The sequence below is a fragment of the Hymenobacter sp. M1-2 genome (assembly GCF_057808495.1).
This window is the reverse complement of record NZ_JBTYZO010000013.1, coordinates 136,681-159,405: the sequence shown is the minus strand read 5'-3', so window position 1 is coordinate 159,405 and position 22,725 is coordinate 136,681. Positions and strand designations below refer to the sequence as shown.

Genomic DNA, 22,725 nt, shown 5'->3' with positions numbered 1-22,725 from the left:
ATTATTGCAGCACCGGCAGCGGCATCAGCGTTTCGGAAGCATTGGTTGGCTGAAGCAATGGGTCGACATTGGCTTTTTCTTCCTTGCCGCGCACCTTGCTCAGAATGGCTTCCAGCAGCGGCCGCATCGAGTCGAGGTGGCGCGACTTTATCATGAAATTCCAGAGCGGCTCAAATTTTTTCCAGCCACCGGCGTAGGCGAAATGCTTGAGTTGGTGGCGTAGCGTGTCGTGTACCAGGCTGGCTTTGGTGATGTTGGACCAGGAGTAGAAATCGCGGTAAGCTTGGTCGTAGCCGTCCTTTAGCTGGCGGGCCGTGAGGTGCGGGCCGGGCTGGCACACCACAGTGCGAGTGTCGTACTCGTTCCAGCGGCGGTGCAACAAGCGCCCTTGGGCCTCCATTTGCTGGAAGAGGGCCGTGCCCGGATAGGGCGTAGCGATGTGGAAGGTGGCGGTAGTGATGCCCTGCCCCACGGCCCAGTCTACGGTGCGCAGGAACACGTCGGGCCGGTCGTCGTCGAGCCCAAATACAAAGCTGCCGTTCACCATGATACCCAAATCGTGTAGCCGCTGCATGGCTGCGGCGTAGTCACGGCCCAGGTTCTGAGGCTTGTTACTGGCTTTCAGGTTCGCGGGACTCAGCGTCTCGAAGCCTACAAACAAGCTGCGCAAACCCGCCTGCGCTGCTTTTTCCAGCAAGCCATTATCCCGCAAGATGCTATCCACGGTGGCGGCGCCCTGAAACAGCCGTCCCATACCGCGCATGCCCTCAAACAGCCCGACGGCAAAGCGCGTGTGCCCCAGCAAATGGTCGTCGAGGAAGTAGAGGTGGCGTCCCGGCAGCCGGTCGATTTCGGCTAGGGCATCGTCCACGGTTTGGGTGTAAAAGCCTTTGCCACCCTGGAAAAAAGCATCCTTATAGCAGAAATCGCAGTGATGCGGGCAGCCGCGCGTCACCACAATCGAGTTCGGCACGAGGTAACGCTCCCGCTTAATCAGGTCGCGGCGGATGGGTGGGATACCGACCAGGGTGCGCCCCGCGCCCGACACATAGCGCGGCCGAGCCCGGCCCACCTGCCAGTCTTTCAAAAACTCTGGAAAGATTTCCTCGCCCGGCCCCAGAAAGATGCTGTCCGCGTGCGGGGCGGCTTCATCGGGCAGGCTGGTCACGTGCAGGCCACCGAGGCAGACGTAGGCCCCGCGGGCGCGGTAATGGTCGGCTAGGGCATAGGCGCGGTAAGCATTCGTGATGTATACCTGGATGATGACGAGGTCGGGCTCATCGTCTAAGTGCAGGGTTTCCACGTGCTCATCCTGCATATCGGCTTCCCAATGCGCGGGCAAGTAGGCGGCCAGCGTGGCCAGCCCCAGCGGCGGAAACAGCGAGTATTTGATGGGCCGCCAATACGGGCTGGTGGCTTCGGTGAGGGCCGGAAGAATGAGCTTTACTTTCATCTTAAAGAACTTTGTGATTCAAAGTATAAAGGCAAAAAAATTTAGCTTCCGCCCCGCAGTAACTTTTCCAGCGCCGTCAAATGGTCCTGGAAAGCCTCTTTTCCCTCTTTCGAAGCCGTATAGGTGGTATTAGGCTTCTTCCCGAGAAACTGCTTGCTCACCTGCACGTAGCCCGCTTTTTCCAGCGCCGCTACGTGACTGGCCAGGTTGCCGTCGGTTAGGTCGAGGGCTTCTTTTAGTTCGTTGAAGCTCACGGCATCGTTGGCCATGAGCACGGCCATTACGCCCAGCCGCACGCGGTGGTCAAAAGCTTTATTGAGCGTGTGAATGACGTGTTTCACGGATTAGAGGCTAACCTGCTGGGTCTGCTGACTCGTTAGGTTTTCGTGGGGCTAAGTGGCTTGGTGCGGCTTTCTGGCAGGAGTACGGAAATGGCTTTCCTTCGATGGAAACCAGCTATTGTCAGTAGGCTTGGCTTATTCCCGCTCGTAGCGGTTGTACATGAGCAAGCCGTAGCCAATATGTCCTAAGCCAAAGCCGAGGGCGAAGAACAGCAAGCCGGCCCCTGGCAACAGCACGGCCACCAGTCCTAAACCTATCTGCGTGAGCCCCAGCCACCGGATTTCTTCGAGGGTGTACTTGCTGGCGTTGAGCAGGGCCAAACCGTAGAACAGCAGCAGCCCCGGCACCACGAGGCTCACGGCCCCGCGCAAAAATAGCGCGATGCAAAACAGTCCGCCCGTAACCAGTGGTATTGCTAAGCTAAGGGCCAGCCGCCGCCCCAACGCCGTCCAGAGCGGCTGCCCGGCCCGGCGGGCGCGGCGGAGCGTGAAAAACATGGCTACGGCCAGCGCCGCGGCTATCATGGTAGCGGCCAGCACCAGCAGATAGGGCAGCACCAGCCACCGCTCCTGCTCAGTGCTTTCCAGCAGGCGCAGAAAACCAGTTTCGCCGTACTCGCGGCGCAGAAACCAGTGTCCTGCACCCGACCCGGCCAGCGCCACGACGCCCGCTCCTACCCCGCTCAAGCCGCTGAGCGAAATGAAACGGGAAGAACGCTCCATGATGGCGCGTATCTCAGTAAGCTGGGCAAGCGGATCGACGGCGGGCTTGTTCATATCTGAAAGCACTTTGTGTTGCAAAGCTGGAAAAGATTGTGGGTCTTTGCAAACATCAACCAAAACTATTTTCATTTTTCGCCATGCATAGTGTCCCTGATTCTTCTGGCTCTAACTACGGAAGCGCCCTAAAGCTGTGGCTCTGCACCAACATTATCGGCACTAGCATCTGGCCTGTATTGCCTCGGAACCAGTTGCTAAGTGGCGGGGCCGATATGGTGCTTAATGTTGGCTTGCTGGCCGCAGGGTCCTCTCTAATTACTATTCCCGTGGCTGTGTACGCCTTTCGTGGCATCAAGAAGTTGCGGCGGCTATACCGGCCTTGGGTGGCGGCAGCAGCAGTTACTGGGTTGTTTCTGCTGGCAATAGGGTTAATGACCGTTGTGCTTGGGTATGATACTCAGGTATTGATGGTACTACTTGATGTGGCGAGTCCTTACTTCTTTGCCGCACTAGCTTCAGCGGCACTCGTGTATCAGAAACTGTTGTTTTCGGCAGCAGAAGAACCTAGATGAGGGTACCATAGGTCAACTTCCAGCTGATTAACTCAGGTTGCGGACTAGCTCTTACAGTTATTATAGCTTGCACCTTGGCTTGGGTTCGGTGCCAAATCAAAATTGGAAGCTGATTAGGCCATTTTCCAGTTACTATCCCGCTCATTCTCTCTCTTTGCAAGCAGACATTTCTACCAGGTACGACTACCCTGCCAATATTCGCGTACTTACCGTCCGTGAAGCTACGCCTCCAGCTATTTGAGTTTGAAGATTTACCTTGGTTTCCGCGCCTCATTCGGGCGGGCATGATGGACTATTTGCGCTTCACGATTTCGGCGTTGCGCATTTACCAGCCTATAGTTCCGCTGCTGCTGGAAGCCCTGCTGCAAACCCAGCAAAGCACTATTATAGAGCTGGGTGCGGGGGCGGGTGGAGGCACGGCCGGCATACTACAAAGCCTGCAAGCCGCCGGCTTATCCGACGTCCGCATCCTGCTCACCGACTTATATCCGCAGCCAGCCGCCTGGGAGCTGCTGGCCGCCGATACGCCCGGCCTGGTCCACGAACCCAACCCTGTGGATGCTACGGCCGTGCCCCAAAACCTGGGTGGTTTTCGCACCATATTTTCCGCTTTTCACCATTTCGCGCCGCCCCAGGCCGAAAAAATTCTGGCCGACGCCGTGCGGCAGCGCGCGGGCATTGGCGTGTTCGAAGGTTCGGGCAAGCACTGGCTGGAAATCTTGCTCGCCTGGACGCTTCTGCCCTTGGTGCAGCTTCTCGTTACGCCCTTCATCCGGCCTTTTCGGCTGAGCCGCCTGCTGTTCACCTACGTAGTGCCCCTCATTCCAGTATTCACCATCTGGGATGGCACGGTCTCCATTCTGCGCATGTATCCGCCGGACTACCTGCTGGCACTAGCCCGCCGCGCCGACCCAACCGAGACCTTCCAATGGCAAGCCGGCAAGGTGCGCCGCTGGTGGGGGCCACAGGTAACGTATCTGATTGGGATTCCAAAGGCGAGTTACAAATGAAGAATTGGGGAAACGCCTGAAGCAAGGGAAGAATATATTGTGGCGGATTGAGGGGCGGACGACACACAACACCGGCTCGTTCTACTGTTGGAAGTCCTTCGCAAGCTCAGGAGGACAATTACCTTTATCCGCTTATTCTGCCTTCCTCACTGCCCATTTTTCATTCCTGATTCAATGTCCCTAGCTGCTTACCGCCGGGCTTTGCCGCTGCTCCGCATCCCTTTTTCGGTGTACCTGATGCCGGTATTCTGGTTTGGGCTGAGCGCGTTGCGGGAGCCATTTAGCGTGGCGCGCGCGGTGGGCGTGTTTGTAGTGCTGCACTTGCTGGCCTACCCCGCCTCCAACGGCTACAACTCCTACTACGACCGGGATGAGGGCAGCATCGGGGGCCTGAAACACCCACCCAAAGTATCGGCGGAGCTGCTGCATTTGGTGTATTTGTTTGATGCGCTGGCCGTGCTGGGCGCCGTGCTGCTGAGTCCGTGGTTCGGGTTGCTAGTGGCCGTGTACCTGCTCATCTCGAAAGCCTACAGCTACGAAGGCATCCGGCTGAAAAAGTACCCGCTGCTGAGCACATTCGTGGTGGTGGTTTTCCAAGGCTTGTTCACCTTTCTGATGACGCAAGTGGGGGTCGGAGCCGATTGGAGCACGATTTCGGAACCAACCAATCTGCTGCTGGCCCTGGTGAGCAGCTTGTTTCTGTGCGGCTCCTACCCACTCACGCAGGTCTACCAGCACCAGGAAGACGCCCGCCGCGGTGACCAAACCTTAAGCCTCATGCTGGGCATTCGGGGCACGTTCGTGTTTGCGGCGGTAGGGTTGCTGGCGGGCGCCGCCGTGCTGGCCTACACGCTGTGGCTGCGCCAGGAAACCCGGCATCTGCTCATTTTCCTGGCCGCTACGGGGCCAGTAGTCGTGCTGTTTGGGCGGTGGGCCTGGGCCGCGTGGCACAACCCCGCCGCCGCCGATTTTGAGCACACTATGCGCATGAACCAAGTGTCGTCGGTGTGCATGAGCGCGGCGTTTATTCTGATGCTGCTCTGGTGAGATATAAGCGGTAAGCGCCAAGCTTCAAGCCTGCCAGGCAGATGTGAAGCTTGCAGCTTGCGGGAGACATCTGTCAGGCTGCGGGAGACGTCTGTCACGTTGCGGGAGATGTCTGGCGGGTTGCGGGAGACGTCTGTCACGTTGCGGAAGATGGCTGTCAGCTTGCGGGAGACATCTGGCGAGCTGCGGGAGATGGCTGGCGGGTTGCGGGAGCTGCCTGACACGTTGCGGGAGATGTCTGGCGGGGTGCGGAGGATATCTGGCGGGGTGCGGGAGTTGCCTGACATCTTGCGGATCACCAGGCAGCTCAACGCTACGCTAGCAAATCCCGTACTTGTCGCCAAATTCACCTTTTTTCTGCTTACCATGCGTGCCATTCTGCTTCTGCCTTTCCTCGGTTTTCTAGCCGCCTGTTCCACGCCCGATACCCGCCAAGCCACTACTTCCGCCGCCACTGCTACCGACTCAGCAACGCGAATGGAACCTATGGACACGGCCCGTGCAAGTGCCGCCACTGCACAGTCCGACACGTTGAAAACTGTCAGCCGCCGCCACGCCTTTTCCGCCCCAGGCTCACCCGACGAGTTTCGCCTGACACTTCGCGGCAAAGACGTGCTTACTGGCGAAGTCACCTTTACTATTACGGATGCAGCGGGCCAGGTTATCTTCCGGGAAGTACATTCGACGGCAGATTTGGAAGCCAGTATGGTCTATGAGATGAAAGGCACGACGGCCACGCCCGCCGCGCGTGAAGTCTACATCCGGCGCCGCATGGACGAGTTTTTTGCCGACAAAAACTTCCGCCAGCCCGCTCTCAGCGCCAAAGACACCTACCAAACCGGCGGCGCCGACCGCGCCACCTGGGACGACCTACGCCAGCGCCCCGACGCCGTTGCCTTCATGTATTTAGTTGGCAAAGAAGATCGTCACCGAATTGCCTATTCACCACGCACGAAACAGGTGGTACAATTACCTGGCTTGGGCAGCTAAGGAGATAGTTGGTAATAGGACGGTAGGCGGTTGGCTTACAAGAGCTGGTTCTTTGTCCCAATACCAACTAGCTAAGGCCTACTTCAACTCCTGAGCTTGCTCCAAGGCCTGCTCGATTCCGGCGGCAAAGGTGTCGTAGGGTTGGTAGCCGCGCGCTAGCACGTAGCCTTGGTTTTCCACGCGCAAAATGGCCATTGGAAAGCCCTGCACTCCTATTTTGGCTACGGCCGCAAACTCTTGCCGAGTGGCCTGGGCCGTTTCGGGCAACGCCAAGCGGTGCAGAAATTCCGCGCCATCCACACCGTAGGCTGTGGCTAATGGCACGTAGGTTTTGGGCTCGTTCAGGTCGGCGCCGTCGCGGAAGTAAGCCACTTGGATATCGTGGGCGAAGCGGACGGTATCGGGTTGGTTGAACTGCCGGAAGGCACTGATAGCCCAGCTCGGCGGCTCCGAGTCCTGCACGTAGCTGCCTTCTTCCCCCAACGCCCGAAAAGCAGGCCCAAACGCCACGCTCGTCACCTTTTCCACCTGCTCCAAGGCCCCGCTGATGTAAGGCCAATCTTCCCGAATAGGCCCGGCCTGCTCGCCGGTTACCATGCCGCCGCACAGCACCGATACGTCCAGCCGGTCAGCAAACTCCTCGCGCACCCGCTGAATCACGGGGCTCATGCCGTAGCACCAGCCACACAGCGGGTCGAAAATATAAAGCAGTTCCGGACGGTCGGCAGCAAGTGTCATGGGGCAAGTAACTTGGAGTTGTTAGAAAGAAGTATTCGTTAAAAATTCCTGCCATTGCTGGCGCAAAACAGCTTTTTCAGCAGGGGGCAAAAAACTGGCTTCCAAGGTATTTACGTTCAGCTGCCACAGTTCGGCCCATGTGAAGCCCTGCCGGGCCAAGGTGTGGTACTCGTTAACTAGGTTCGTAGAAAACATTGGAGGGTCGTCGGAGTTCAACGTCACCAACACACCCTGGTCAAGCAGCTGGCGAATGGGATGGGGCTGATGACTAAGCACTACTTTGAGGCAATAATTGCTATTGGGCGAAATATCGAGCGGAATCTGGGTGGTACGCAGATGATGTACCAGCTCAGGGTCGTCGAGGGCGCGCACGCCGTGGCCAATGCGCTCAGCTCCTAGGCTGCGCAGAGCGCCCCACACACTGGCTGAGCCAGTAGTTTCGCCGGCATGAGCTACCACCCGTAGTCCTGCGGCCCGGGCGCGGGCGAAATAATCGGTAAACAGCTCCGGCGGAAACCCTTGTTCGGGGCCGCCGATGCTAAATCCCACAAACAGCCCGCCGCGCTGCTGACCGGCCAGCGCAAATTGCAGCCCTACTTCCGCCGTAGTCGGCTGGCTGCGGTCCAAGTCTACCAGAAAGCGTACCCGGCTCCCGGTGGCTGCCTCCCCGGCGCGGGCCCCGCGCTCCAGAGCATCCAATAACTGCGTGGCACTGAGTTGCCGGCCCAAATGCAATTGCGGGCTAAAAAATGTCTCGGAATAGCGAATATGCTGGGCGGCCTGATGGTGCAAAAACCGCTCGACCAACCAAGTGTAGTCGTCAGCCGTGCGTAGGCTGCCTGTAGCGGCCCGCCACACCTCCACAAAATGGGCAAAGTCCCGAAACTCGTAAAAAGCCTGCCATTCGGCCAGAGAGCTGGCGGGTAGAGCAATCCGATTACGGCTAGCCATTTCCCAAACAGTTTCCGCGTCGGCGGCACCCTCCAGATGGACGTGGATTTCCACTTTGGGCATGGCGCTCAGGCGGGCTGCCAGGTCAGCATCCAGTGCGTGCGATTCGAATAATTGATTCATAGACACAAACAAAAGCCGCCCGCCGCGAAATCACGGGGGCGGCTTTTCAGAAGCTAGAAGACGTTTAGCCGTTCATCGAAATCAGGAACTCGTTGTTGTCGCGAGTGCCTTTCATGCGGTCTTTGAGGAATTCCATGGCTTCGGAAGGCGTCATGTCGGCCATGAATTTGCGCAGCACCCAAATCCGGCTCAACTCGTCCTTGCTCATGAGCAAGTCTTCGCGGCGCGTACCGGAGGCCGGCACGTCGATGGCCGGGAAGATGCGCTTGTTGGCTAGTTTGCGGTCCAACTGCAATTCCATGTTGCCGGTGCCCTTGAATTCCTCGAAAATCACCTCGTCCATCTTGGAGCCGGTTTCAATGAGGGCCGTGGCAATGATGGTGAGCGAGCCGCCATTTTCCACGTTGCGGGCCGCCCCGAAGAAGCGCTTGGGTTTGTGCAGCGCATTGGCATCCACACCACCCGACAGAATTTTACCCGAAGCTGGCTGCACCGTGTTGTAGGCCCGGGCCAGACGAGTAATAGAGTCGAGCAGAATCACCACGTCGTGGCCGCACTCTACGAGGCGCTTGGCCTTATCGAGCGCGATGCTGGCGATTTTCACATGGCGGTCGGCCGTTTCGTCGAAGGTGGAGCTGAGCACTTCGGCTTTCACCGAGCGGGCCATGTCCGTTACTTCTTCCGGGCGCTCGTCAATCAGCAAAATCATCAGGTACACCTCGGGGTGGTTTTCGCTGATGGCGTTGGCAATTTCCTGCAAAAGCACCGTTTTACCGGTTTTGGGCTGCGCCACAATCAAGCCGCGCTGGCCTTTACCAATCGGCGCAAACAAATCCAGAATACGCGTGCTGTAGAGGCTGGATTTGGTAGTGAGCTTCAGACGCTCTTCCGCAAACAGCGGCGTGAGGCTGTTGAACGGCACTCGGTCGCGGGCGTCTTCCACGGCGCGGCCGTTGATGCTTTCCACTCCTACCAAGGCGTAGTATTTCTCGCCTTCGCGGGGCGGCCGAATGGTACAAATCACCGTGTCGCCGGCCTTGAGGCTGAACTGCTTCACCTGCTGCGGCGCCACAAAAATGTCGTCGGGCGAGGCGAGGTAGTTGTAGAAAGGACTGCGGAGGAAGCCGTAGCCACCGTCGGGCATCATTTCCAGTGTGCCTTCGCCGGGAACGGTGATGTCGAAATCGTTAGCCCGTACGCGCTGTTGCTGTTGTTGCTGCGGCGCGCCGCCTTCCTGGCGTTGCTGGCGCTGCTGTTCGCGGGCGGCGTAACGGTCTTCGCGGCGCTGCTCCCGGTCGGGACGGTTAGGGTCGCGCTCGGGGCGCGGGCCATCACGCTCTGGCCGGTTGGGGTCGCGCAAAGGACGATTGGGGTCACGGTCAGCCCGCTCTGGCCGGGGCTGTTCCGGGCGGAACTCGCGGTTTTCGCGGGGCACTTCGGCCGGCCGCGCTACGTCGCTGCTGCCGTTGCGCAGTTCGCGGAAATCCCGCACTTCCCGGCCATCCCGTGGCTGGTCACGGTCGGAACGAGACTCCCGTTCGCGCGGCTGGTCGCGTAGGGCACGCACCGGCGCATTCATCTGCTCGGGGCGGAAGATGCGCGGGGTTGGAGCTACTGCGGGCTCGGCGGGGGCGCTAGGCTCTTCCGTAACGACTGGCGCCGCTACGGCTACTGGCGAAGCTGCCGGTGCCACGGTTGGTGCAACTACTGGAGCTACCTCCGCAATTGGTGCAGCGGCCTCGGTGGGTGCTTCGGGAGTTATTGAGACGAGGCGTCCGCCGCGGCCGGTGGCTTCGCGGGTACGACGCTCGGGGCGCTGATAAGGCTTTACGGGACGCTCAGAAATGGCTACTTCCGGCGCAGCTACCTCGGCCACCGGGGCTGGCGCCGGGCTGCGCACCGCCTCAACTGGAGCCGGGGCTTCCGGGGCTGCAACTGGCGTTGGAGCAACGGCAGGTTCTGGTACTGGGGCAGCCACCGCTACGGGGGCTTTAGCTGCTCTGCCGCGCGGGGCAGCAGGGCGAGTTGCGGAGGCAGTAGGACGGGCCGGAGCAGCCGGCCGAGCTGGGGTGGCGGGCCGAGGCGGAGCTGGAGCTTCGGCCACTGCTACTGCCGGCTCGGCCTGGGCGGGCCGGGCTTTGCCAGCCGATTTCACTTTAGGAGGAAGCTTGTCGGCGGGCAGTACGGCCTGCTGATCGAGAATCTTGTAAATCAGATCCTGCTTGCTGAGTTTCTTAAAGTTGCCAACGTTGAGTTCTTCCGCTATTTCTTTTAACTCTGAAAGCAGGCGGTCTTTCAACTCTTCAATAGTGTACATAGATGCAATGAGGGGAGGGAAAATCGGGGGGCACAGCCAACAGCAGCGCATTGCCCTCAAATGTGGCAATGCCTAGGAGCCGCGGGAGCGGCGTTCAGCACGGGAGGGGTTCGAAAAGGAACAGAGGGGTTGTAGTAGGCGGTGATGCTGGAAAATAACCGCGGACCGGACGTATGAAATCAACGACGGGCCCGACTATCAGCAGCCGGCTTGTTAGCGCAATGTTAGCGTAATACAGTCGAACTGCCAAACCCAAGCACAGATTTTACGGATTTATTGCCGCTAGCTGGTTACTCAACCGACTGAAAATCCAGCCTGTGAGGCTATACCAGCGAAAAGCAGCCTGGGGTATGTGCCTTAAAACGGAGCGTTGGCGTATTAGGTTCGCGACGAATGGGCTGGTCGGTTATGGCTGAATACGTGCCGCCGTAGAATCTGCAAAATCATTCGGCTACTTTTGCCGCATTCCTTCCGCGTTTTCTGCCTTCTATGCTACAAGTTTCCGTCCTGAGAGAACATACCGAAGCCGTACTGGCCGGGCTGGCGAAAAAACACTACAAAACGGCCGAGGCCGACGTACAGGCCATTCTGGCCCTCGACCAACGCCGCAAAGAGTTGCAAACCGCCCACGATTCCGCCCAGGCCGAAGCCAATGAGCTGGCCCGTCAGATCGGAGGTCTTATGAAGGCCGGCGACAAAGCCGGAGCGGAAGTGCTGAAAGCCCGCACCGCCGAACTGAAGCAGCAAACCAAAACCCACGCCGAAGAGCTGGCCCAGGTAGAGTTGGGCTTGCAGCAAACGCTCTACAAATTGCCCAACCTGCCCCACAGCAGCGTGCCCGAAGGCCGTTCGGCGCAGGACAACGAGGTGGTGCGCGAGGTTGGCCAACAGCCCACGCTGCCCGCCACGGCCCTGCCCCACTGGGAGCTAATCAAGAAGTACGACATCATCGACTTCGAGCTGGGCGTTAAGATTACAGGAGCCGGCTTTCCGGTGTACAAAAACCAAGGCGCGCGTTTACAACGGGCCCTCATCAACTTCTTCCTCGATGAGGCCCGTGACGCCGGCTACGCCGAAATCCAGCCGCCGGTGCTCGTGAACGAGGCTTCCGGCTACGGCACCGGCCAACTGCCCGATAAGGAAGGCCAGATGTACCACGACACGCAGGACAACCTCTACCTGATTCCCACGGCCGAGGTGCCCATCACCAACCTGTACCGTGACGAAATCATAGCGCCGGAAAAGCTGCCCATTCGTAACGCCGGCTACACGCCCTGCTTCCGCCGCGAGGCCGGTTCCTGGGGCGCCGACGTGCGCGGCCTCAACCGCCTGCACCAGTTCGACAAGGTGGAAATCGTGCAGATTGCGCACCCCGACCACAGCTACGCCCAGCTGGAAGAAATGCTGGCCCACATCGAAGGGCTGCTGCAGAAGCTGGAGCTGCCCTACCGCGTGCTGCGCCTCTGCGGCGGCGACATGGGTTTCACCTCGGCCCTCACCTACGACCTCGAAGTGTGGAGCGCCGCGCAGGGCCGCTGGCTGGAAGTGTCGTCGTGCTCGAACTTCGAAACCTACCAGGCCAACCGCCTGAAGTTGCGCTACCGCACCGAAAACGGCAAAACGCAGTTGTTGCACACACTCAACGGCTCGGCCCTGGCGCTGCCGCGCATTGTGGCGGCGCTGCTGGAAAACAACCAGACTGAAACGGGCATCCGCCTGCCGCAGGCGCTCCACTCCTACTGTGGGTTTGAGCAAATTCAGCACGAAGCCCGTTGATTTCGTTGCTGATTGGCGAGGGTTTTACTTGCGCCCGGTGAAAACAGAAACGGGGTTGCGCTACAGTAGCGCAACCCCGTTTTGCTTCTTTGAGCTTTGCAAATGGCTATTCCTTCACGAACCGAATGAGCGTGGTTCGGTCGCCTTGAGTGAGGTGCAGCGTATGGAGGCCGGTTTTTAGCGTTTCCGTCGGTAGGTCGAGGGTGGCGGCGCTGTTGGCGTTCCAGTTGCGGCGCAGTACCGTTTGGCCATGGGCGTTGCGCACTTCCAGGTGGCCGGGCTGCTCTGTGTTGGTCCGTTTTACGTGCAATTGCTGCTGCACCGGGTTGGGGTACGCCACTGCTTCCTGGGTTGCCGTTAGCGTCTTGGTGGCGCCGTTGTCAGCCAAGCGGCTGCCAGTCGCCGCTTTGGCAAAGCTCCACCAGTTGATATTAAACCCGCCGGAAGGCACGCCAATGGCAATATCCTGGCGCCCTGCGGCCAGCGTGACGGTGCGCGAAATTGTGGTCCAGTTCTGCCAGCCGCCGGTATTGGGTACGTCTATGGTGCCCAGGAAGGTGGTACCGGAATTTTGCTCCAGCCGAATCTGGCCGCCGCTGTTTACGCTCGCCACCCGGTATTCGATGGTATACGTTCCGGCCTCGGGCACCTCTACGGTGTAGGCCATCCAGTCGCCGGTATCAATCCAGCCCACGTTCAGGCCGCCGCCAGTGTCGGAGGTAGTTTCTGTTTGCACGCCCGACATCGCGTGGTAGCTTTCGGCTTCCACTTTAGTTTTTGTGCCGGTGCCGCCCGTGGGAGGAGGCGATGTTGGCGGGGCGCTGCCGTTCCAGTTTTGCACGTAGCCCTTTACCAGTCTACCCGAAGTGGTGAGGTAGCTGTCGGACCAGGCAGCGGCTGGATTAGTACCCGATACCAGCGCCGAAGCTGCCTCGCTTTTGTCGTTGAAGGCCCAGTTGCAGTGGCTGAGGCTGTTTTGCCGCATGAAATCCATCCACTGCTGCGTGGAAGTATTGTCGATGTAGCCGTTGCCGCTGGCTTCGCAGGTGCCATACTCCGTCACGAATAAAGCTACCCCCCGGTTCAGGGCCGTGCGGGCTTTGTCGCGCAGGCTTTCTTTGTGGGTGGCAGCGTAGAAATGTAGGGTATAAGCAATGTTGGCGCCCGATACGGGGTCGTTGGCGGCCACGTCCACATCCTGCGACCAAGTGGGAGTGCCTACTACGATGAGGTTATCGGGGTCCACGGCTCGGATGGCATTCGCTACGGCCTGCGCGTAGGGCTTCACCACTCCGCTCCACGACACCTGCAACGGCTCGTTGTAGATCTCATAAATCACGTTGGGTGAGTTGCCGTAGATGGTAGCCATTTCCCGGAAGAAGTCGATGGCATCCTGCTGGTGCTTCTCGGCCTGGTGGGAGTGCCAGTCGATGATAACATACAGTCCCTGCGCAATGCAGGCATCAACCACGGTTTTGATCTTAGCTTTTTCGCGGGCCTTATTTTCCAGGTAGCCGCCCGACTCATCGATGCCCATAGCGGCGCGCACGATGCTGGCGTTCCAGTTGTTTTTCAGCCAGCTCACCGTGTTGGCGGTGTAGTACTTTTCGCCGCCCCAGCCACTGTTGCTCCAGAAAAGGCTGTTGCCGGCCAGACTTATGGCTTGGCTATTCTTGTCGAGAATCCGATTGCCTTGCACGCGCAGGGCTCCATACTTTGCTACCGGCGTTTGGGCCAAAGCGGCAACCGAAAAACCCCAGCTAAGGAGCAAACCCAGCACTGCCCCGATCATGCGGTGGCTAGTCAAGGTTTCCGAGAGTAAAAAGCGTGTTTTCATAGTAGGCAGGGCGGAAAAGGGTGGCAGCAAAAGCGCTGATGTTAACTGGGCTACGGCTGGTGCCGCGACTATGTTGGCCGCGGCACGTTATGCTTTAATATTCCGCAAACGCCTCGTCCTTGTAGCACCAGGCCCACTGCTCGCCAGGCTCAGCGGAGATAATGACGGGGTGCTCGGTGGCGTGAAAGTGGGCGGTGGCGTGCTTGTTCTTTGATTGGTCGCAGCAGCCGACGTGGCCGCAGGTCTGGCACACGCGCAAGTGCACCCAAGTATCGCCGAGGGCGACGCACTCGGGGCAGGTATGGTCGGGAGCGGGAATGAGCGTTTCGAGGGCGGAAAGGTGCTGGCAAAGAGGCATGTGGTGAGAGCTTAGAACTGAGAGGTGAGAAGTTAGACTAGGTTTTGGTGTCAGCCGAGCCTCATGGCTACAGGAGAGCTGGCTCCTTGAGATGGTTCGGAACGACGGTTTAGGGTAGCGGCTCCGCTTATTCCGTCACCAGCGTCGTGACGATGCGTAGGCCGTTGGTCAGTGTTTTCTGCACTGGACACTTCTGCGAAATCACCTCCAGACGCTGGCGCTGCTCTTCGCTGAGCGGCCCCAGCAGACGCAGCTCTTTCTGCACTTCTTCGAGCATGTGGCCGGGCTGCTCACATTTTTCGCAATCCTGCTCGTGGATGCGCTGGTGGCGCAGGCGCACCTCAATGCCTTCGAGCGGCCACTTTTTCTGCGTGGCGTAAAGGCGCAGCGTGATGGCCGTGCAGGCTCCCAGTGCCGACAGCAGTAAATCGTAGGGAGTAGGGCCCCGATCCTGGCCGCCTACTTCCACGGGCTCATCTACGAAATAGGTGTGGCGGCCAGCCTGCACATCGGCCAGCAGTGCTTCGGGGCCTACCTTCACCAGCACCGACTTCTCGTTCGCGTCTATCATGGTGGCTTAGGCTTGCGGGAAGTTGAGTTTCTGCATCAACTCGTCGTTGATCGGCTCCGAGTATGGCCCGTAGGCACTCACAAGCAAACCTTTCACGCCCTGATCGGACTCGATGGCGTAGAGCACGTTTTCGTCGCCGGGGTCGGTTTCGCCCTCGAAACGGTAAACCTCACGCACCTGAAAGTGCTGCGGATACAGTTTCAAGTCGAGGCCAGGACAGTGCAAGTACTCGTCGGCAAGATTGAAATCCTGGTCGTAGCCGCGCTGCTGCAAGGCCTGCATGGCCTCGCTGAGGGTATCGTATGTTTCCATGAGTAGGCTTTAGGTTAGAGACACGAGAAGGTATACATTGTTCGGTTAACTCAACATCTCACTGCCCACCTACTGCTAACTGCGCCAATCATAGGAAGAGCATCATCAGGCTTGCGACCCAAATTCTTCATTGCTCATTCCTAATTCCTAATTCCTCATTCAGGAGTCACCTTCCGTCGCGGGGCGGGGGCAGTTCCAGGTTGAAGGGGATGTCGCGCATGCAGCGAAAGTGGCCCTGGGGGCATTTCTCGTACCCGATTTTGGAGCACGGCCGGCACGGTAAGCCACGGACTTCCAGCACCCGAAACTCTGTGCGGTACGGATACATTCCGAATTCCGGTACCGTGTTGCCCCAGACGCTGTAAATCTCCTTCCGAAACGCTGCCGCAATGTGCATCAGGCCGGTGTCGTGGCTTACCACAAACCGGGCCTGCCGTACCAGGGAGGCCGATTGGTTGAGGTTGAACTTGCCGCAGGCGTTGTAGATGATGGTTTGGGGTTGGTTGTTGGTTGTTGGCAGCTTGGGGAAATAGTAGGGGCTGTCGGGGATGCGGCCGGGCGCGGGGGGCGAAGCAGCCGCCCCTTCATCGAAAGCCAGCTCGATGATGTGGCCGGTGCTTTCGTCTTCGCGCCCCCCGAGCAGCACCACGGGCTGGCGCAGCAAGCCGCACAGCTCAATGATACGCTCCACTGGCAGACGTTTGGTGGCGTGCTGCGCGCCAATAGCAAAGGCCACGTAGCCGCGCTGAAAGACGGGCGGCAGCACCGTAGCAACGTCCACCTCATCGGCAGCCGGAATGAAATAATCCAACCCTTTGCCGTCGTTTTTGACGCCCAGCGGCGCGGCGGCGGCCAGGTAACGGTCCACGATGTGCACGCGGGGAAGCGTGTCCATTTTCAGGTTCACGAGCAGCCACTTGCGCCAGTTCAGCTTGTCGAAGCTGGCCGACTTCACTCCGAGCCGGGCCTTGAGCAGCGTGGTGCGCAGGTTGTTGTGCAGATCCACGACGAAATCGAACTGCTCAACCTTCAGTTCCGCCGTCAGTTCCCCGAGCGAGCCCGTAAGGCAATGCACCTTCGCCACGTACGGATTGGCTTCGAGTATGCCCCGGTAGGCCGGCTTGGTGCAAAAATGCACTACTGCCCCCGGCACCTGCTCCCGCACCGCCCGAATCACGGGCGTAGTCAGCACGATGTCACCGATGGAAGAAAAGCGCAGAATCAGAATTTTCATAGAGGAGTTAGGAGACAGGAGACAGGAGCTAGGAGAAAGGAGCATCTGAACGACTCCTAACTCTTAGCTTCTATCTCCTAGCTCCTTCCAAAATTACCCGAACAACGAATCCTTGAATTCCAGCGGGGGCTTGATGTTGGCCTTGCGCTGGGCGAAGTAGGCAGCTGCTTCTTCCACCGACTTCGCGTTGAAAGTCATGGCTTTGGTGAGCCCGCCTTTGCGGCCCATCAGCACGCCGTAGCGCATGTCGGCGTAGCCATTGGTGTGGTGGGCGTCGGGGTTGATGCTCAGTTGTACGCCTTGGTCGAGGGCGTAGCGCACCCAGCGCCAGTCGAGGTCGAGGCGCCAGGGGTTGGCGTTGATTTCGATGATAACCTTGTGCTCGGCGCAGGCGTCGATGATGGTTTTGTGGTCGAGCGGATAGCCCTCCCGGCGCAGCAGTAAGCGGCCCGTAGGGTGGCCTAGCATGGTGGTGTACGGGTTTTCGATGGCCCGCAGCACTCGCGCGGTGGCTTTGCGCTCGTCCATTTTGAGGTTGGAATGCACCGAAGCCACGATGAAATCGAAGGTTTCGAGCACCGCCGGCGGATAATCCAGCGCCCCATCGGACAAGATATCGGACTCGATGCCTTTAAAGATGCGAAACGGCGCCAGCTCTTGGTTCAACTCGTCTACTTCGCGCTGCTGCTGGCGTACGCGCTCCGGCGAGAGGCCGTTGGCGTAGTGCGCCGCCTGCGAATGGTCGCAGATGCCGAGGTACTCGTAGCCTTGGTCGCGCAGGAAAGTGGCCATTTCGCGCAGGCTGTGGCTGCCGTCGGAGTAGGTACTATGGTTGTGCAGGGAGCCGCGCAGGTCCTGGTCTTCGAGCAGCTGGGGCAGCTTGTTTTCGCGGGCCAGCGCCAGCTCGCCTAGCCCTTCGCGCAGCTCGGGCTCCACGTATTGCAAGCCCGCCCGCTGGTATAGCTCCGGCTCGGCGGCAAACTTTTCCCGCCGTAGCCACTGCCGCAAGGTGGCCGGCTGGCCGGGCCGTATTTCATCCGCCAGAGCCTCGGTCAAATGCTCCTCGGCCGCCGAATGCAGCAACAGTTGATTAACGAAATCGGCGGGCGCCACGAGCAGTACTTCCACCTTCACGCCTGATGCCGTGGCCGTACCGCGCCACGCAAACGGGCCGCTGCGGCGCGGGTCGGGCGTAAGACCATCGAGTTGGTTGAGTACAGTGTGCACGGCCGGTGGCTGAGTGGTAGCCACCACAAGCAGCACCGTTTCTACGGTTTCGAGGCGGCGGCGCACTTCGCCGGCTACGGCGGCTTGTTCTACGCCAGCAACTTCTTGCAACCGGCCAAGCAGGTCTTCGGCCAGCTCTTCAGCCTGCGGATAGAGCAGCTTGCCGCGGCTCTGGTCCGTGAATTCGAGGGCGGCTAGAATGGCGTCTTGCGTTTTCTTGCCGAAGCCTTTGAGTTTGCTCACCTCATCGTTCTGGGCGGCTTCGCGCAATTGCTCCGGGCCTTCGATGCCGAGGTCTTTCCACAAGCTGCGGATTTTCTTGGGGCCGATGCCTTTCACTTTCAGCAGCTCCACCACGCCGGGTGGCGTGCTGTTGAGTAAGCGCGTCAGCTCTTCGAAGGACCCAGTGTCGAGCATTTCGGCCACTTTGGCGGCGGCGGTTTTGCTCAGGCCCGTGCGGTCGGGCAGGCCGTGGCGCTCAATGTCGGCCACGGGCACGCTGAGTTGCTCCAGCGCGTTGGCCGTGCCTTCGTACGCCCGGATTTTAAACGGATTTTCGTCGTGCAGCTCCATGAGCTGGGCAGTCAGGCGGAAGGCACGAATCAGCGCGCGGTTGTCCAAGGGAAGTAGCAGTAGAGGGTGAGAAGGAGAGCAAGTAAAGGTACGGGCAAAGTTGTAGCTTGATGGCCTAAACTCTAGCGTATGGCTTAGTCGTATACGCCATACCGGGCCGCGAAGTACTACCTTTGCCCATACGAGGCTGCCTTTCGGTGAGCTTCTATTCCCACTCTTCAGCCTTCTTTTTTTATGCGTTTGTTCACTGTTCTGGCCGCGTTGAGCGTGCTACTGCTGGCCGCCACCTGCCAGCCCGACGCCAAAACGAGCACCCGGCTCAAGCAGTTGGAGCGCACGTGGCTGCACGCGCACGAAGAAGACCAAGGCGACGTACGCGTGTACCGGCCCAACACTTACGCCTTCCCTCCCTCGCGCGGCCGCACCGGCTTTTCCTTCGACCCCAACGGCCTCTTCACGCAGTTCGACATCGCCCCTACCGATGGGCTGGAAGGCCGCAAAGGTACCTGGAAGCCCGAAAACGACCATACCGTCCGCATTTCCCTCACCGACCAGAAAGACCCCGATTATACACTAGAAATAGTGTCGTTGGAAAATGACGTGCTGAAAGTGCGTCGGATTGAGAAGTGAAGTAGCGGTTGGCCCAACAGCTGAATCTTGACAACAAAACTTCATCTTCTTTCCAGTTCGATTATGCGCTATTCCTCGTTTCTCTCGCTCCTTTTCGTGTTCGTCCTGACTTTGGGCAGTTGCAGACAAGAAAGCGACCTATCAACGCCGGATGCCTTATTTGGAAAAGACTGGTACAATACCCGCCAGCAAGATGCGCAAGGCTTCTACAGCTACCGCCCCTTGAGCGAATTTAAACCCACGGGCGAAGGGGGCATCGATGGTTTTCGGTTCGAGCCCGAAGGCCGTTTTGTGCAGCATACCCAAGGCCCAGCCGATGAAGCCCTCGATGTGCCTGGTACATGGACGGCCCTTGGGGAAGGGGTTTTCCGCATCAAACTAAGCAACGAGCAACCCGCCTACCAAGTAACCCTCAAAGCAGTGGATGCCACTACGGTCCGGGTGAAGTGGTAGGCTTAGTCCAGCAGATGCGGCACTGGCAGATCAGCAAGTGTTGCGCAACGGCGACAGTTGGGAAGCCTCGCGAATTGCAGAGCTTGCGGGTTCTTTGCTAGCTTCGCCGCATGAACTACTGGCTCGTCAAATCTGAACCTGAAGCCTATTCCTGGGCAAATTTGCTGCGCGATGGTGGCACCGACTGGACCGGCGTGCGCAACTACCAAGCCCGCAACTTCCTGCAACAGATGCAACCCGGCGACTTGGTGCTCTACTACCACAGCGTGAGCGAAAAGCAGGTGGTGGGCATCGCCGAGGTAGCTGCTGCCGCCGCGCCCGATGCTACCGCCGAAGCCGGCAGCGGCTGGGTGGCCGTGCGTCTCAAACCGCAGCAGCCGCTTGCCCGGCCCGTTTCCCTGGCTCAAATCAAGCAAGATGAACGCCTGAACCAGATTGGGCTGCTGCGCCAGTCGCGCCTGTCGGTGATGCCGCTAAAAGCCGCTGAGTTCGACACTATTGTGGAGCTGGGCGCCTAACGAAAGAGAGGCCGCTCAGCTTGGAATTTTCCTACAATTGGGCGTGACTTTGCGCCAGCTTCATCGTATCTTCCGGAACCAAGTAGCTCCTACAAGCCTTAGGTTTTGGTTATGAAGCACTACTATTCCTTCCTGCTTTGCTTGTTGCTGGCTGGCACCACCGTGCAGCCGGCCCAAGCCCAAACGCAAGCCGCCGCTCCGGCCGCTTATACCCCTGCCCAAGCCGCCCGCCTCGAATTACCCTTGGAAGTGTATTCGAGTGATGTGCGGGTGCAACCGCTTATGCAAGACAGCAGCGTGGTGCTGCTGGTGAAGCAAGATGCCCCCGGTCATCGGCGCGACTCTTACTCTTTCCAGAAATACGACCATCGCCTGCAAGCCAGTTGGAACCGCGCCCTCACCGTGCCGCCCGAGTATGAGTTCCAGCAATTCTGCGCCGAGGGCTCCAACGTGTACGCTCTATTTCAGTCCGAATACGTCAACCATAAGCTGTGGGTAGCCGCGGTGGATGGTCTCAGCGGCGAAATGCGCACGTATCAGTTTGAAACCAAGCTGGCCCGCGACATCTACGACCTGAAGGCGCTGGCCGGCAACCTCTTCGTGACGGTGCTTGTGGACAACCACCTCACCATCCTGCTCCTCGACCTTGCCACGGGCAAGCACCAATTTTTGCCGTCGGTGTATGAGCCGCTGCCGGCGCAACTTTCCTTCTTGGCCGATTCTGCTGCCCAGCGGGCTGAGTTCGTAATGAGCCAGACCAACGGGTACAAGATGCGTTTGCAGCTCAAACAGCTGTCGGCGCGCGGTATGTTGCTGCACTCCGAGTTTGTGCAGGCTGAGAGCGAGCGGGGCTTGATTTCGGCGCAAATCAGCCCGGCCACCGACTCGGCCAACGGGCGGCTGTTGGCGGGCACTTACACCCTCCGCGACCCGCGCTATTCGCAGGGCTTGTTCGCCGCCGATTTGTCGGCCGGCGTGACGCCTACCGGTTCTCGCCGCTCGCTGCGGTTCTACGACTTTGCGAATCTCAAGCACTTTTTCGACTTCATGAGTCCGGGCCGGGCCAACCGGATCAAGCAGCGGAGCGAGAAAATGCGCGCCACCGACCGGGTGATGCGCCTGCGCTACCGCACGCTCATCCACGACCTAATTCCGTTCGAGGATGGCTACGTGATGGTGGCCGAAGTGTATTTCCCGCACTACCGCTACAATTCCTACGGGATGGGCTTTCCTTACAGCCCTTATTACTATTCGGGCTACGGCAACGCCAACTGGGCCAACGGCAACCGCAATTTCGATGGTTACCGCATCACCCACGCCCTGGTATGCGGCTTCGACAAGCGTGGCAATCTTCTCTGGGACAACACGTTTGTGCTAAAAGATGTGGTGCGCTACACGCTAACTGAAACCGTACGGCTGCGCCCCATGCCCGACGGCCGCGTCGCCATTGCCTACCTCGACAACGACAAGCTCTGCTACAAGGTCATCGACAAATCCAGTCCTTCGCCTAATGATTTGCACGTCAATCTGAAAACGTCGGCGCTGCCTACGGCAAAGGAGAAGCCTACCAATACCACGCAGGAAGGGCTAGTTACGTGGTACGGTAGCCGTTTTCTGGCCTACGGCTACCAGCACGTACGCGCGGAGCGAGCCCCCGACCGGGAAGTTTTCTTCCTGAATGCCGTAAGCTTCGAGTAACGGAGCCGAGTAGCAACGGATATATTCTGCCATGCTGTCCGCCGATAGGCAGCATCCGGATAATCCTGTCCGCCTGCACCAGCACGACATTTTCCAAGTACTTCGCGCTGCTCAATTCAATATAACATAAGGCGAAAGGCAGAAATGAGCTGACAGCAGAGAGTTGCACCGGCCAATAGAGAGGCTTTACGACACGGGAATGGCTGTAATGCGAAGAACAGCGTTTAATCCACCAACTTGCCTCTTCTTACCTGTCAACTTCATTTTCTTTTCCGCATGAGAATACGCGCGTTTTTCTGGCTGCCCCTGGTAGCGCTGTTGTTGCTAGCCGGCTGCCGGGCCAGTGGTCCGGGTAAGCCAGCCCGTACGGTGGCCGAGTTTTTCAACAAATATGAAAACCGCTCCGGCTTCAAGGCTACCGACTGGAAAGCCGGACTTACCACCCGCTTCCTGCTCGGCCGCCTCGGCAAGCTAGGTGGCGACAATGACATCACGGAGGCCCTATCGTCCATTCGCAGCTTCCGCATTCTCACCTTCACGCCCACCAGCGCCAGCGCCCAAAAACTGGTATCCGAAGGTCTGGTGGAAGAAGTGAATGGCCTGCTAGCCAACGAGCGGTACACGCCGCTCACTACCAGCAGCAACAACGTGCGCTACGCCACCCGCCAGCAGGGCGACCGAGTAAGCGAAGTGGTAGCCACCACGAGCGTGTCCGGCGTGCCAGATTCTTTTATGCTTATGTCCATTGGTGGCAACTTCACCAAAGGCCAGCTCGACCAGCTCATTAAAATACTGCCTAGCATAGCCGAAACGAGCAAATAGCAGTTCCCTTCCCTAATTTCATAAAAAACGGCCGCTCCTTACTAGAAGCGGCCGTTTCTTATGCGTTGTTGTCAGGTGTAGCCAAGTGCATCGGCGTGCACTATCGACTGCCGCGAGAACCACTTTATAAAGGCATACTAGAGTTGGTAGACACCTCTCCTATTTTTCCTACTAGTGTCTATCAAGCTTGGTAGACGCGTCTCTACTTTTTCCCACTAGTGTCTACCAACCTATAATTGCTTCAGCGTTGGTATAGAATCGGGGCAGATAGCTTTTCGCTGCCTGCCACCGCAAGGCCCCACTTTAACTCAAAAGCCGCTGCGAACTTGGCGTTGTGTACCGGGTACGTTCTTCTGGCTCGGCTAGTAGTTGGCCGGTTGGCTTGTTGTAGCAAACAAAAAGCGGCCTGCTAAGTAGCAGGCCGCTTTTTAGTGAAGGCATCAGGCGTTTTTTG

The 22,725-nt window shown here is 58.8% G+C and carries 22 protein-coding genes; 10 read left to right on the top strand and 12 right to left on the bottom strand.

Going from position 1 to position 22,725, the window contains the following annotated elements; translation table 11 throughout:
• Position 1: 1 nt before the first annotated feature.
• From ACYSMN_RS14255 to ACYSMN_RS14245, 3 genes are all read right to left on the bottom strand, one after another.
• On the bottom strand, positions 2 to 1,453 hold the full coding sequence (locus ACYSMN_RS14255) for a B12-binding domain-containing radical SAM protein (RefSeq protein WP_488924567.1): 1,452 nt from the start codon (positions 1,451 to 1,453) through the stop codon (positions 2 to 4).
• A 41-nt stretch (positions 1,454 to 1,494) separates the two neighbouring features.
• On the bottom strand, positions 1,495 to 1,794 hold the full coding sequence (locus tag ACYSMN_RS14250; protein ID WP_488924566.1) for a winged helix-turn-helix domain-containing protein: 300 nt from the start codon (positions 1,792 to 1,794) through the stop codon (positions 1,495 to 1,497).
• Positions 1,795 to 1,929: 135 nt separating this feature from the next.
• Positions 1,930 to 2,571 (bottom strand): hypothetical protein, encoded by a 642-nt coding sequence (locus ACYSMN_RS14245; RefSeq protein ID WP_488924565.1) that lies wholly within the window; start codon positions 2,569 to 2,571, stop codon positions 1,930 to 1,932.
• Between the two features lie 83 nt (positions 2,572 to 2,654).
• Here ACYSMN_RS14245 and ACYSMN_RS14240 point away from each other — a divergent pair, with 83 nt between their 5' ends.
• The 4 genes from ACYSMN_RS14240 (at position 2,655) to ACYSMN_RS14225 (ending at position 6,133) form a co-directional block, all read left to right on the top strand.
• The gene (locus tag ACYSMN_RS14240) at positions 2,655 to 3,086 is read left to right on the top strand and encodes a hypothetical protein (protein ID WP_488924564.1); all 432 of its coding nucleotides are present in this window, start codon (positions 2,655 to 2,657) and stop codon (positions 3,084 to 3,086) included.
• 215 nt (positions 3,087 to 3,301) lie between these two features.
• The gene (locus tag ACYSMN_RS14235) at positions 3,302 to 4,096 is read left to right on the top strand and encodes a class I SAM-dependent methyltransferase (RefSeq protein ID WP_488924563.1); all 795 of its coding nucleotides are present in this window, start codon (positions 3,302 to 3,304) and stop codon (positions 4,094 to 4,096) included.
• A 174-nt stretch (positions 4,097 to 4,270) separates the two neighbouring features.
• Positions 4,271 to 5,143, top strand: a complete 873-nt coding sequence (locus tag ACYSMN_RS14230; protein ID WP_488924562.1) for a UbiA family prenyltransferase — start codon at positions 4,271 to 4,273, stop codon at positions 5,141 to 5,143.
• A gap of 150 nt (positions 5,144 to 5,293) precedes the next feature.
• Positions 5,294 to 6,133 (top strand): hypothetical protein, encoded by an 840-nt coding sequence (locus ACYSMN_RS14225; protein WP_488924561.1) that lies wholly within the window; start codon positions 5,294 to 5,296, stop codon positions 6,131 to 6,133.
• A gap of 78 nt (positions 6,134 to 6,211) precedes the next feature.
• Here the strand turns inward: ACYSMN_RS14225 and ACYSMN_RS14220 are convergent, their stop codons facing one another.
• From ACYSMN_RS14220 to rho, 3 genes are all read right to left on the bottom strand, one after another.
• The gene (locus ACYSMN_RS14220) at positions 6,212 to 6,871 is read right to left on the bottom strand and encodes a DsbA family protein (protein ID WP_488924560.1); all 660 of its coding nucleotides are present in this window, start codon (positions 6,869 to 6,871) and stop codon (positions 6,212 to 6,214) included.
• 21 nt (positions 6,872 to 6,892) lie between these two features.
• Positions 6,893 to 7,945 carry an adenosine deaminase gene (add, locus tag ACYSMN_RS14215; RefSeq protein ID WP_488924559.1) on the bottom strand — a complete coding sequence of 351 codons (1,053 nt, stop codon included), beginning with the start codon at positions 7,943 to 7,945 and terminating at the stop codon, positions 6,893 to 6,895.
• 64 nt (positions 7,946 to 8,009) lie between these two features.
• Positions 8,010 to 10,262, bottom strand: a complete 2,253-nt coding sequence (gene rho / locus ACYSMN_RS14210; protein WP_488924558.1) for a transcription termination factor Rho — start codon at positions 10,260 to 10,262, stop codon at positions 8,010 to 8,012.
• 489 nt (positions 10,263 to 10,751) lie between these two features.
• On the opposite strand from rho, the gene serS reads away from it, so the two are divergent.
• Entirely contained in the window at positions 10,752 to 12,038 is a 1,287-nt protein-coding gene (gene serS / locus ACYSMN_RS14205; RefSeq protein WP_488924557.1) for a serine--tRNA ligase, read from the top strand.
• A 106-nt stretch (positions 12,039 to 12,144) separates the two neighbouring features.
• Here serS and ACYSMN_RS14200 read toward each other — a convergent pair whose 3' ends face one another.
• The 6 genes from ACYSMN_RS14200 to polX form a co-directional block, all read right to left on the bottom strand.
• A complete protein-coding gene (locus ACYSMN_RS14200; protein ID WP_488924556.1) occupies positions 12,145 to 13,875 on the bottom strand; it encodes a cellulase family glycosylhydrolase in 1,731 nt (576 codons plus the stop codon).
• A gap of 94 nt (positions 13,876 to 13,969) precedes the next feature.
• Positions 13,970 to 14,233, bottom strand: coding sequence for a UBP-type zinc finger domain-containing protein (locus ACYSMN_RS14195; RefSeq protein WP_488924555.1), 264 nt, complete (start codon positions 14,231 to 14,233; stop codon positions 13,970 to 13,972).
• 127 nt (positions 14,234 to 14,360) lie between these two features.
• Positions 14,361 to 14,804, bottom strand: coding sequence for an OsmC family protein (locus tag ACYSMN_RS14190; RefSeq protein WP_488924554.1), 444 nt, complete (start codon positions 14,802 to 14,804; stop codon positions 14,361 to 14,363).
• 6 nt (positions 14,805 to 14,810) lie between these two features.
• Positions 14,811 to 15,116 (bottom strand): phosphoribosylpyrophosphate synthetase, encoded by a 306-nt coding sequence (locus tag ACYSMN_RS14185; protein WP_488924553.1) that lies wholly within the window; start codon positions 15,114 to 15,116, stop codon positions 14,811 to 14,813.
• 166 nt (positions 15,117 to 15,282) lie between these two features.
• A complete protein-coding gene (locus tag ACYSMN_RS14180) occupies positions 15,283 to 16,350 on the bottom strand; it encodes a glycosyltransferase family 9 protein (RefSeq protein WP_488924552.1) in 1,068 nt (355 codons plus the stop codon).
• A 93-nt stretch (positions 16,351 to 16,443) separates the two neighbouring features.
• On the bottom strand, positions 16,444 to 18,198 hold the full coding sequence (gene polX, locus ACYSMN_RS14175; protein WP_488924551.1) for a DNA polymerase/3'-5' exonuclease PolX: 1,755 nt from the start codon (positions 18,196 to 18,198) through the stop codon (positions 16,444 to 16,446).
• Between the two features lie 186 nt (positions 18,199 to 18,384).
• On the opposite strand from polX, the gene ACYSMN_RS14170 reads away from it, so the two are divergent.
• The 5 genes from ACYSMN_RS14170 to ACYSMN_RS14150 all read left to right on the top strand — a co-directional run bounded on the left by ACYSMN_RS14170 (position 18,385) and on the right by ACYSMN_RS14150 (position 22,271).
• Entirely contained in the window at positions 18,385 to 18,780 is a 396-nt protein-coding gene (locus ACYSMN_RS14170) for a hypothetical protein (protein WP_488924550.1), read from the top strand.
• A gap of 63 nt (positions 18,781 to 18,843) precedes the next feature.
• Positions 18,844 to 19,233, top strand: coding sequence for a hypothetical protein (locus tag ACYSMN_RS14165; protein WP_488924549.1), 390 nt, complete (start codon positions 18,844 to 18,846; stop codon positions 19,231 to 19,233).
• A 110-nt stretch (positions 19,234 to 19,343) separates the two neighbouring features.
• Positions 19,344 to 19,751 carry an EVE domain-containing protein gene (locus ACYSMN_RS14160; RefSeq protein ID WP_488924548.1) on the top strand — a complete coding sequence of 136 codons (408 nt, stop codon included), beginning with the start codon at positions 19,344 to 19,346 and terminating at the stop codon, positions 19,749 to 19,751.
• A 111-nt stretch (positions 19,752 to 19,862) separates the two neighbouring features.
• Complete coding sequence (locus ACYSMN_RS14155) at positions 19,863 to 21,449, top strand: hypothetical protein (RefSeq protein ID WP_488924547.1); 1,587 nt, start codon at positions 19,863 to 19,865, stop codon at positions 21,447 to 21,449.
• A 276-nt stretch (positions 21,450 to 21,725) separates the two neighbouring features.
• The gene (locus tag ACYSMN_RS14150) at positions 21,726 to 22,271 is read left to right on the top strand and encodes a DUF4252 domain-containing protein (RefSeq protein WP_488924546.1); all 546 of its coding nucleotides are present in this window, start codon (positions 21,726 to 21,728) and stop codon (positions 22,269 to 22,271) included.
• Positions 22,272 to 22,725: the final 454 nt, after the last annotated feature.

What these genes read in the sequence shown, in the direction of transcription:
- ACYSMN_RS14155 (WP_488924547.1), top strand. Translation starts at nt 19,863, where the DNA reads ATGAAGCACTACTATTCCTTCCTGCTTTGCTTGTTGCTGGCTGGCACC.
- serS (WP_488924557.1), top strand. Translation starts at nt 10,752, where the DNA reads ATGCTACAAGTTTCCGTCCTGAGAGAACATACCGAAGCCGTACTGGCC.
- ACYSMN_RS14245 (WP_488924565.1), bottom strand. Translation starts at nt 2,571, where the DNA reads ATGAACAAGCCCGCCGTCGATCCGCTTGCCCAGCTTACTGAGATACGC.
- ACYSMN_RS14200 (WP_488924556.1), bottom strand. Translation starts at nt 13,875, where the DNA reads ATGAAAACACGCTTTTTACTCTCGGAAACCTTGACTAGCCACCGCATG.
- ACYSMN_RS14255 (WP_488924567.1), bottom strand. Translation starts at nt 1,453, where the DNA reads ATGAAAGTAAAGCTCATTCTTCCGGCCCTCACCGAAGCCACCAGCCCG.
- ACYSMN_RS14185 (WP_488924553.1), bottom strand. Translation starts at nt 15,116, where the DNA reads ATGGAAACATACGATACCCTCAGCGAGGCCATGCAGGCCTTGCAGCAG.
- ACYSMN_RS14165 (WP_488924549.1), top strand. Translation starts at nt 18,844, where the DNA reads ATGCGCTATTCCTCGTTTCTCTCGCTCCTTTTCGTGTTCGTCCTGACT.
- ACYSMN_RS14150 (WP_488924546.1), top strand. Translation starts at nt 21,726, where the DNA reads ATGAGAATACGCGCGTTTTTCTGGCTGCCCCTGGTAGCGCTGTTGTTG.
- add (WP_488924559.1), bottom strand. Translation starts at nt 7,945, where the DNA reads ATGAATCAATTATTCGAATCGCACGCACTGGATGCTGACCTGGCAGCC.
- ACYSMN_RS14240 (WP_488924564.1), top strand. Translation starts at nt 2,655, where the DNA reads ATGCATAGTGTCCCTGATTCTTCTGGCTCTAACTACGGAAGCGCCCTA.
- rho (WP_488924558.1), bottom strand. Translation starts at nt 10,262, where the DNA reads ATGTACACTATTGAAGAGTTGAAAGACCGCCTGCTTTCAGAGTTAAAA.
- ACYSMN_RS14220 (WP_488924560.1), bottom strand. Translation starts at nt 6,871, where the DNA reads ATGACACTTGCTGCCGACCGTCCGGAACTGCTTTATATTTTCGACCCG.
- ACYSMN_RS14225 (WP_488924561.1), top strand. Translation starts at nt 5,294, where the DNA reads ATGGCTGTCAGCTTGCGGGAGACATCTGGCGAGCTGCGGGAGATGGCT.
- ACYSMN_RS14230 (WP_488924562.1), top strand. Translation starts at nt 4,271, where the DNA reads ATGTCCCTAGCTGCTTACCGCCGGGCTTTGCCGCTGCTCCGCATCCCT.
- ACYSMN_RS14180 (WP_488924552.1), bottom strand. Translation starts at nt 16,350, where the DNA reads ATGAAAATTCTGATTCTGCGCTTTTCTTCCATCGGTGACATCGTGCTG.
- ACYSMN_RS14160 (WP_488924548.1), top strand. Translation starts at nt 19,344, where the DNA reads ATGAACTACTGGCTCGTCAAATCTGAACCTGAAGCCTATTCCTGGGCA.
- ACYSMN_RS14190 (WP_488924554.1), bottom strand. Translation starts at nt 14,804, where the DNA reads ATGATAGACGCGAACGAGAAGTCGGTGCTGGTGAAGGTAGGCCCCGAA.
- ACYSMN_RS14195 (WP_488924555.1), bottom strand. Translation starts at nt 14,233, where the DNA reads ATGCCTCTTTGCCAGCACCTTTCCGCCCTCGAAACGCTCATTCCCGCT.
- ACYSMN_RS14170 (WP_488924550.1), top strand. Translation starts at nt 18,385, where the DNA reads ATGCGTTTGTTCACTGTTCTGGCCGCGTTGAGCGTGCTACTGCTGGCC.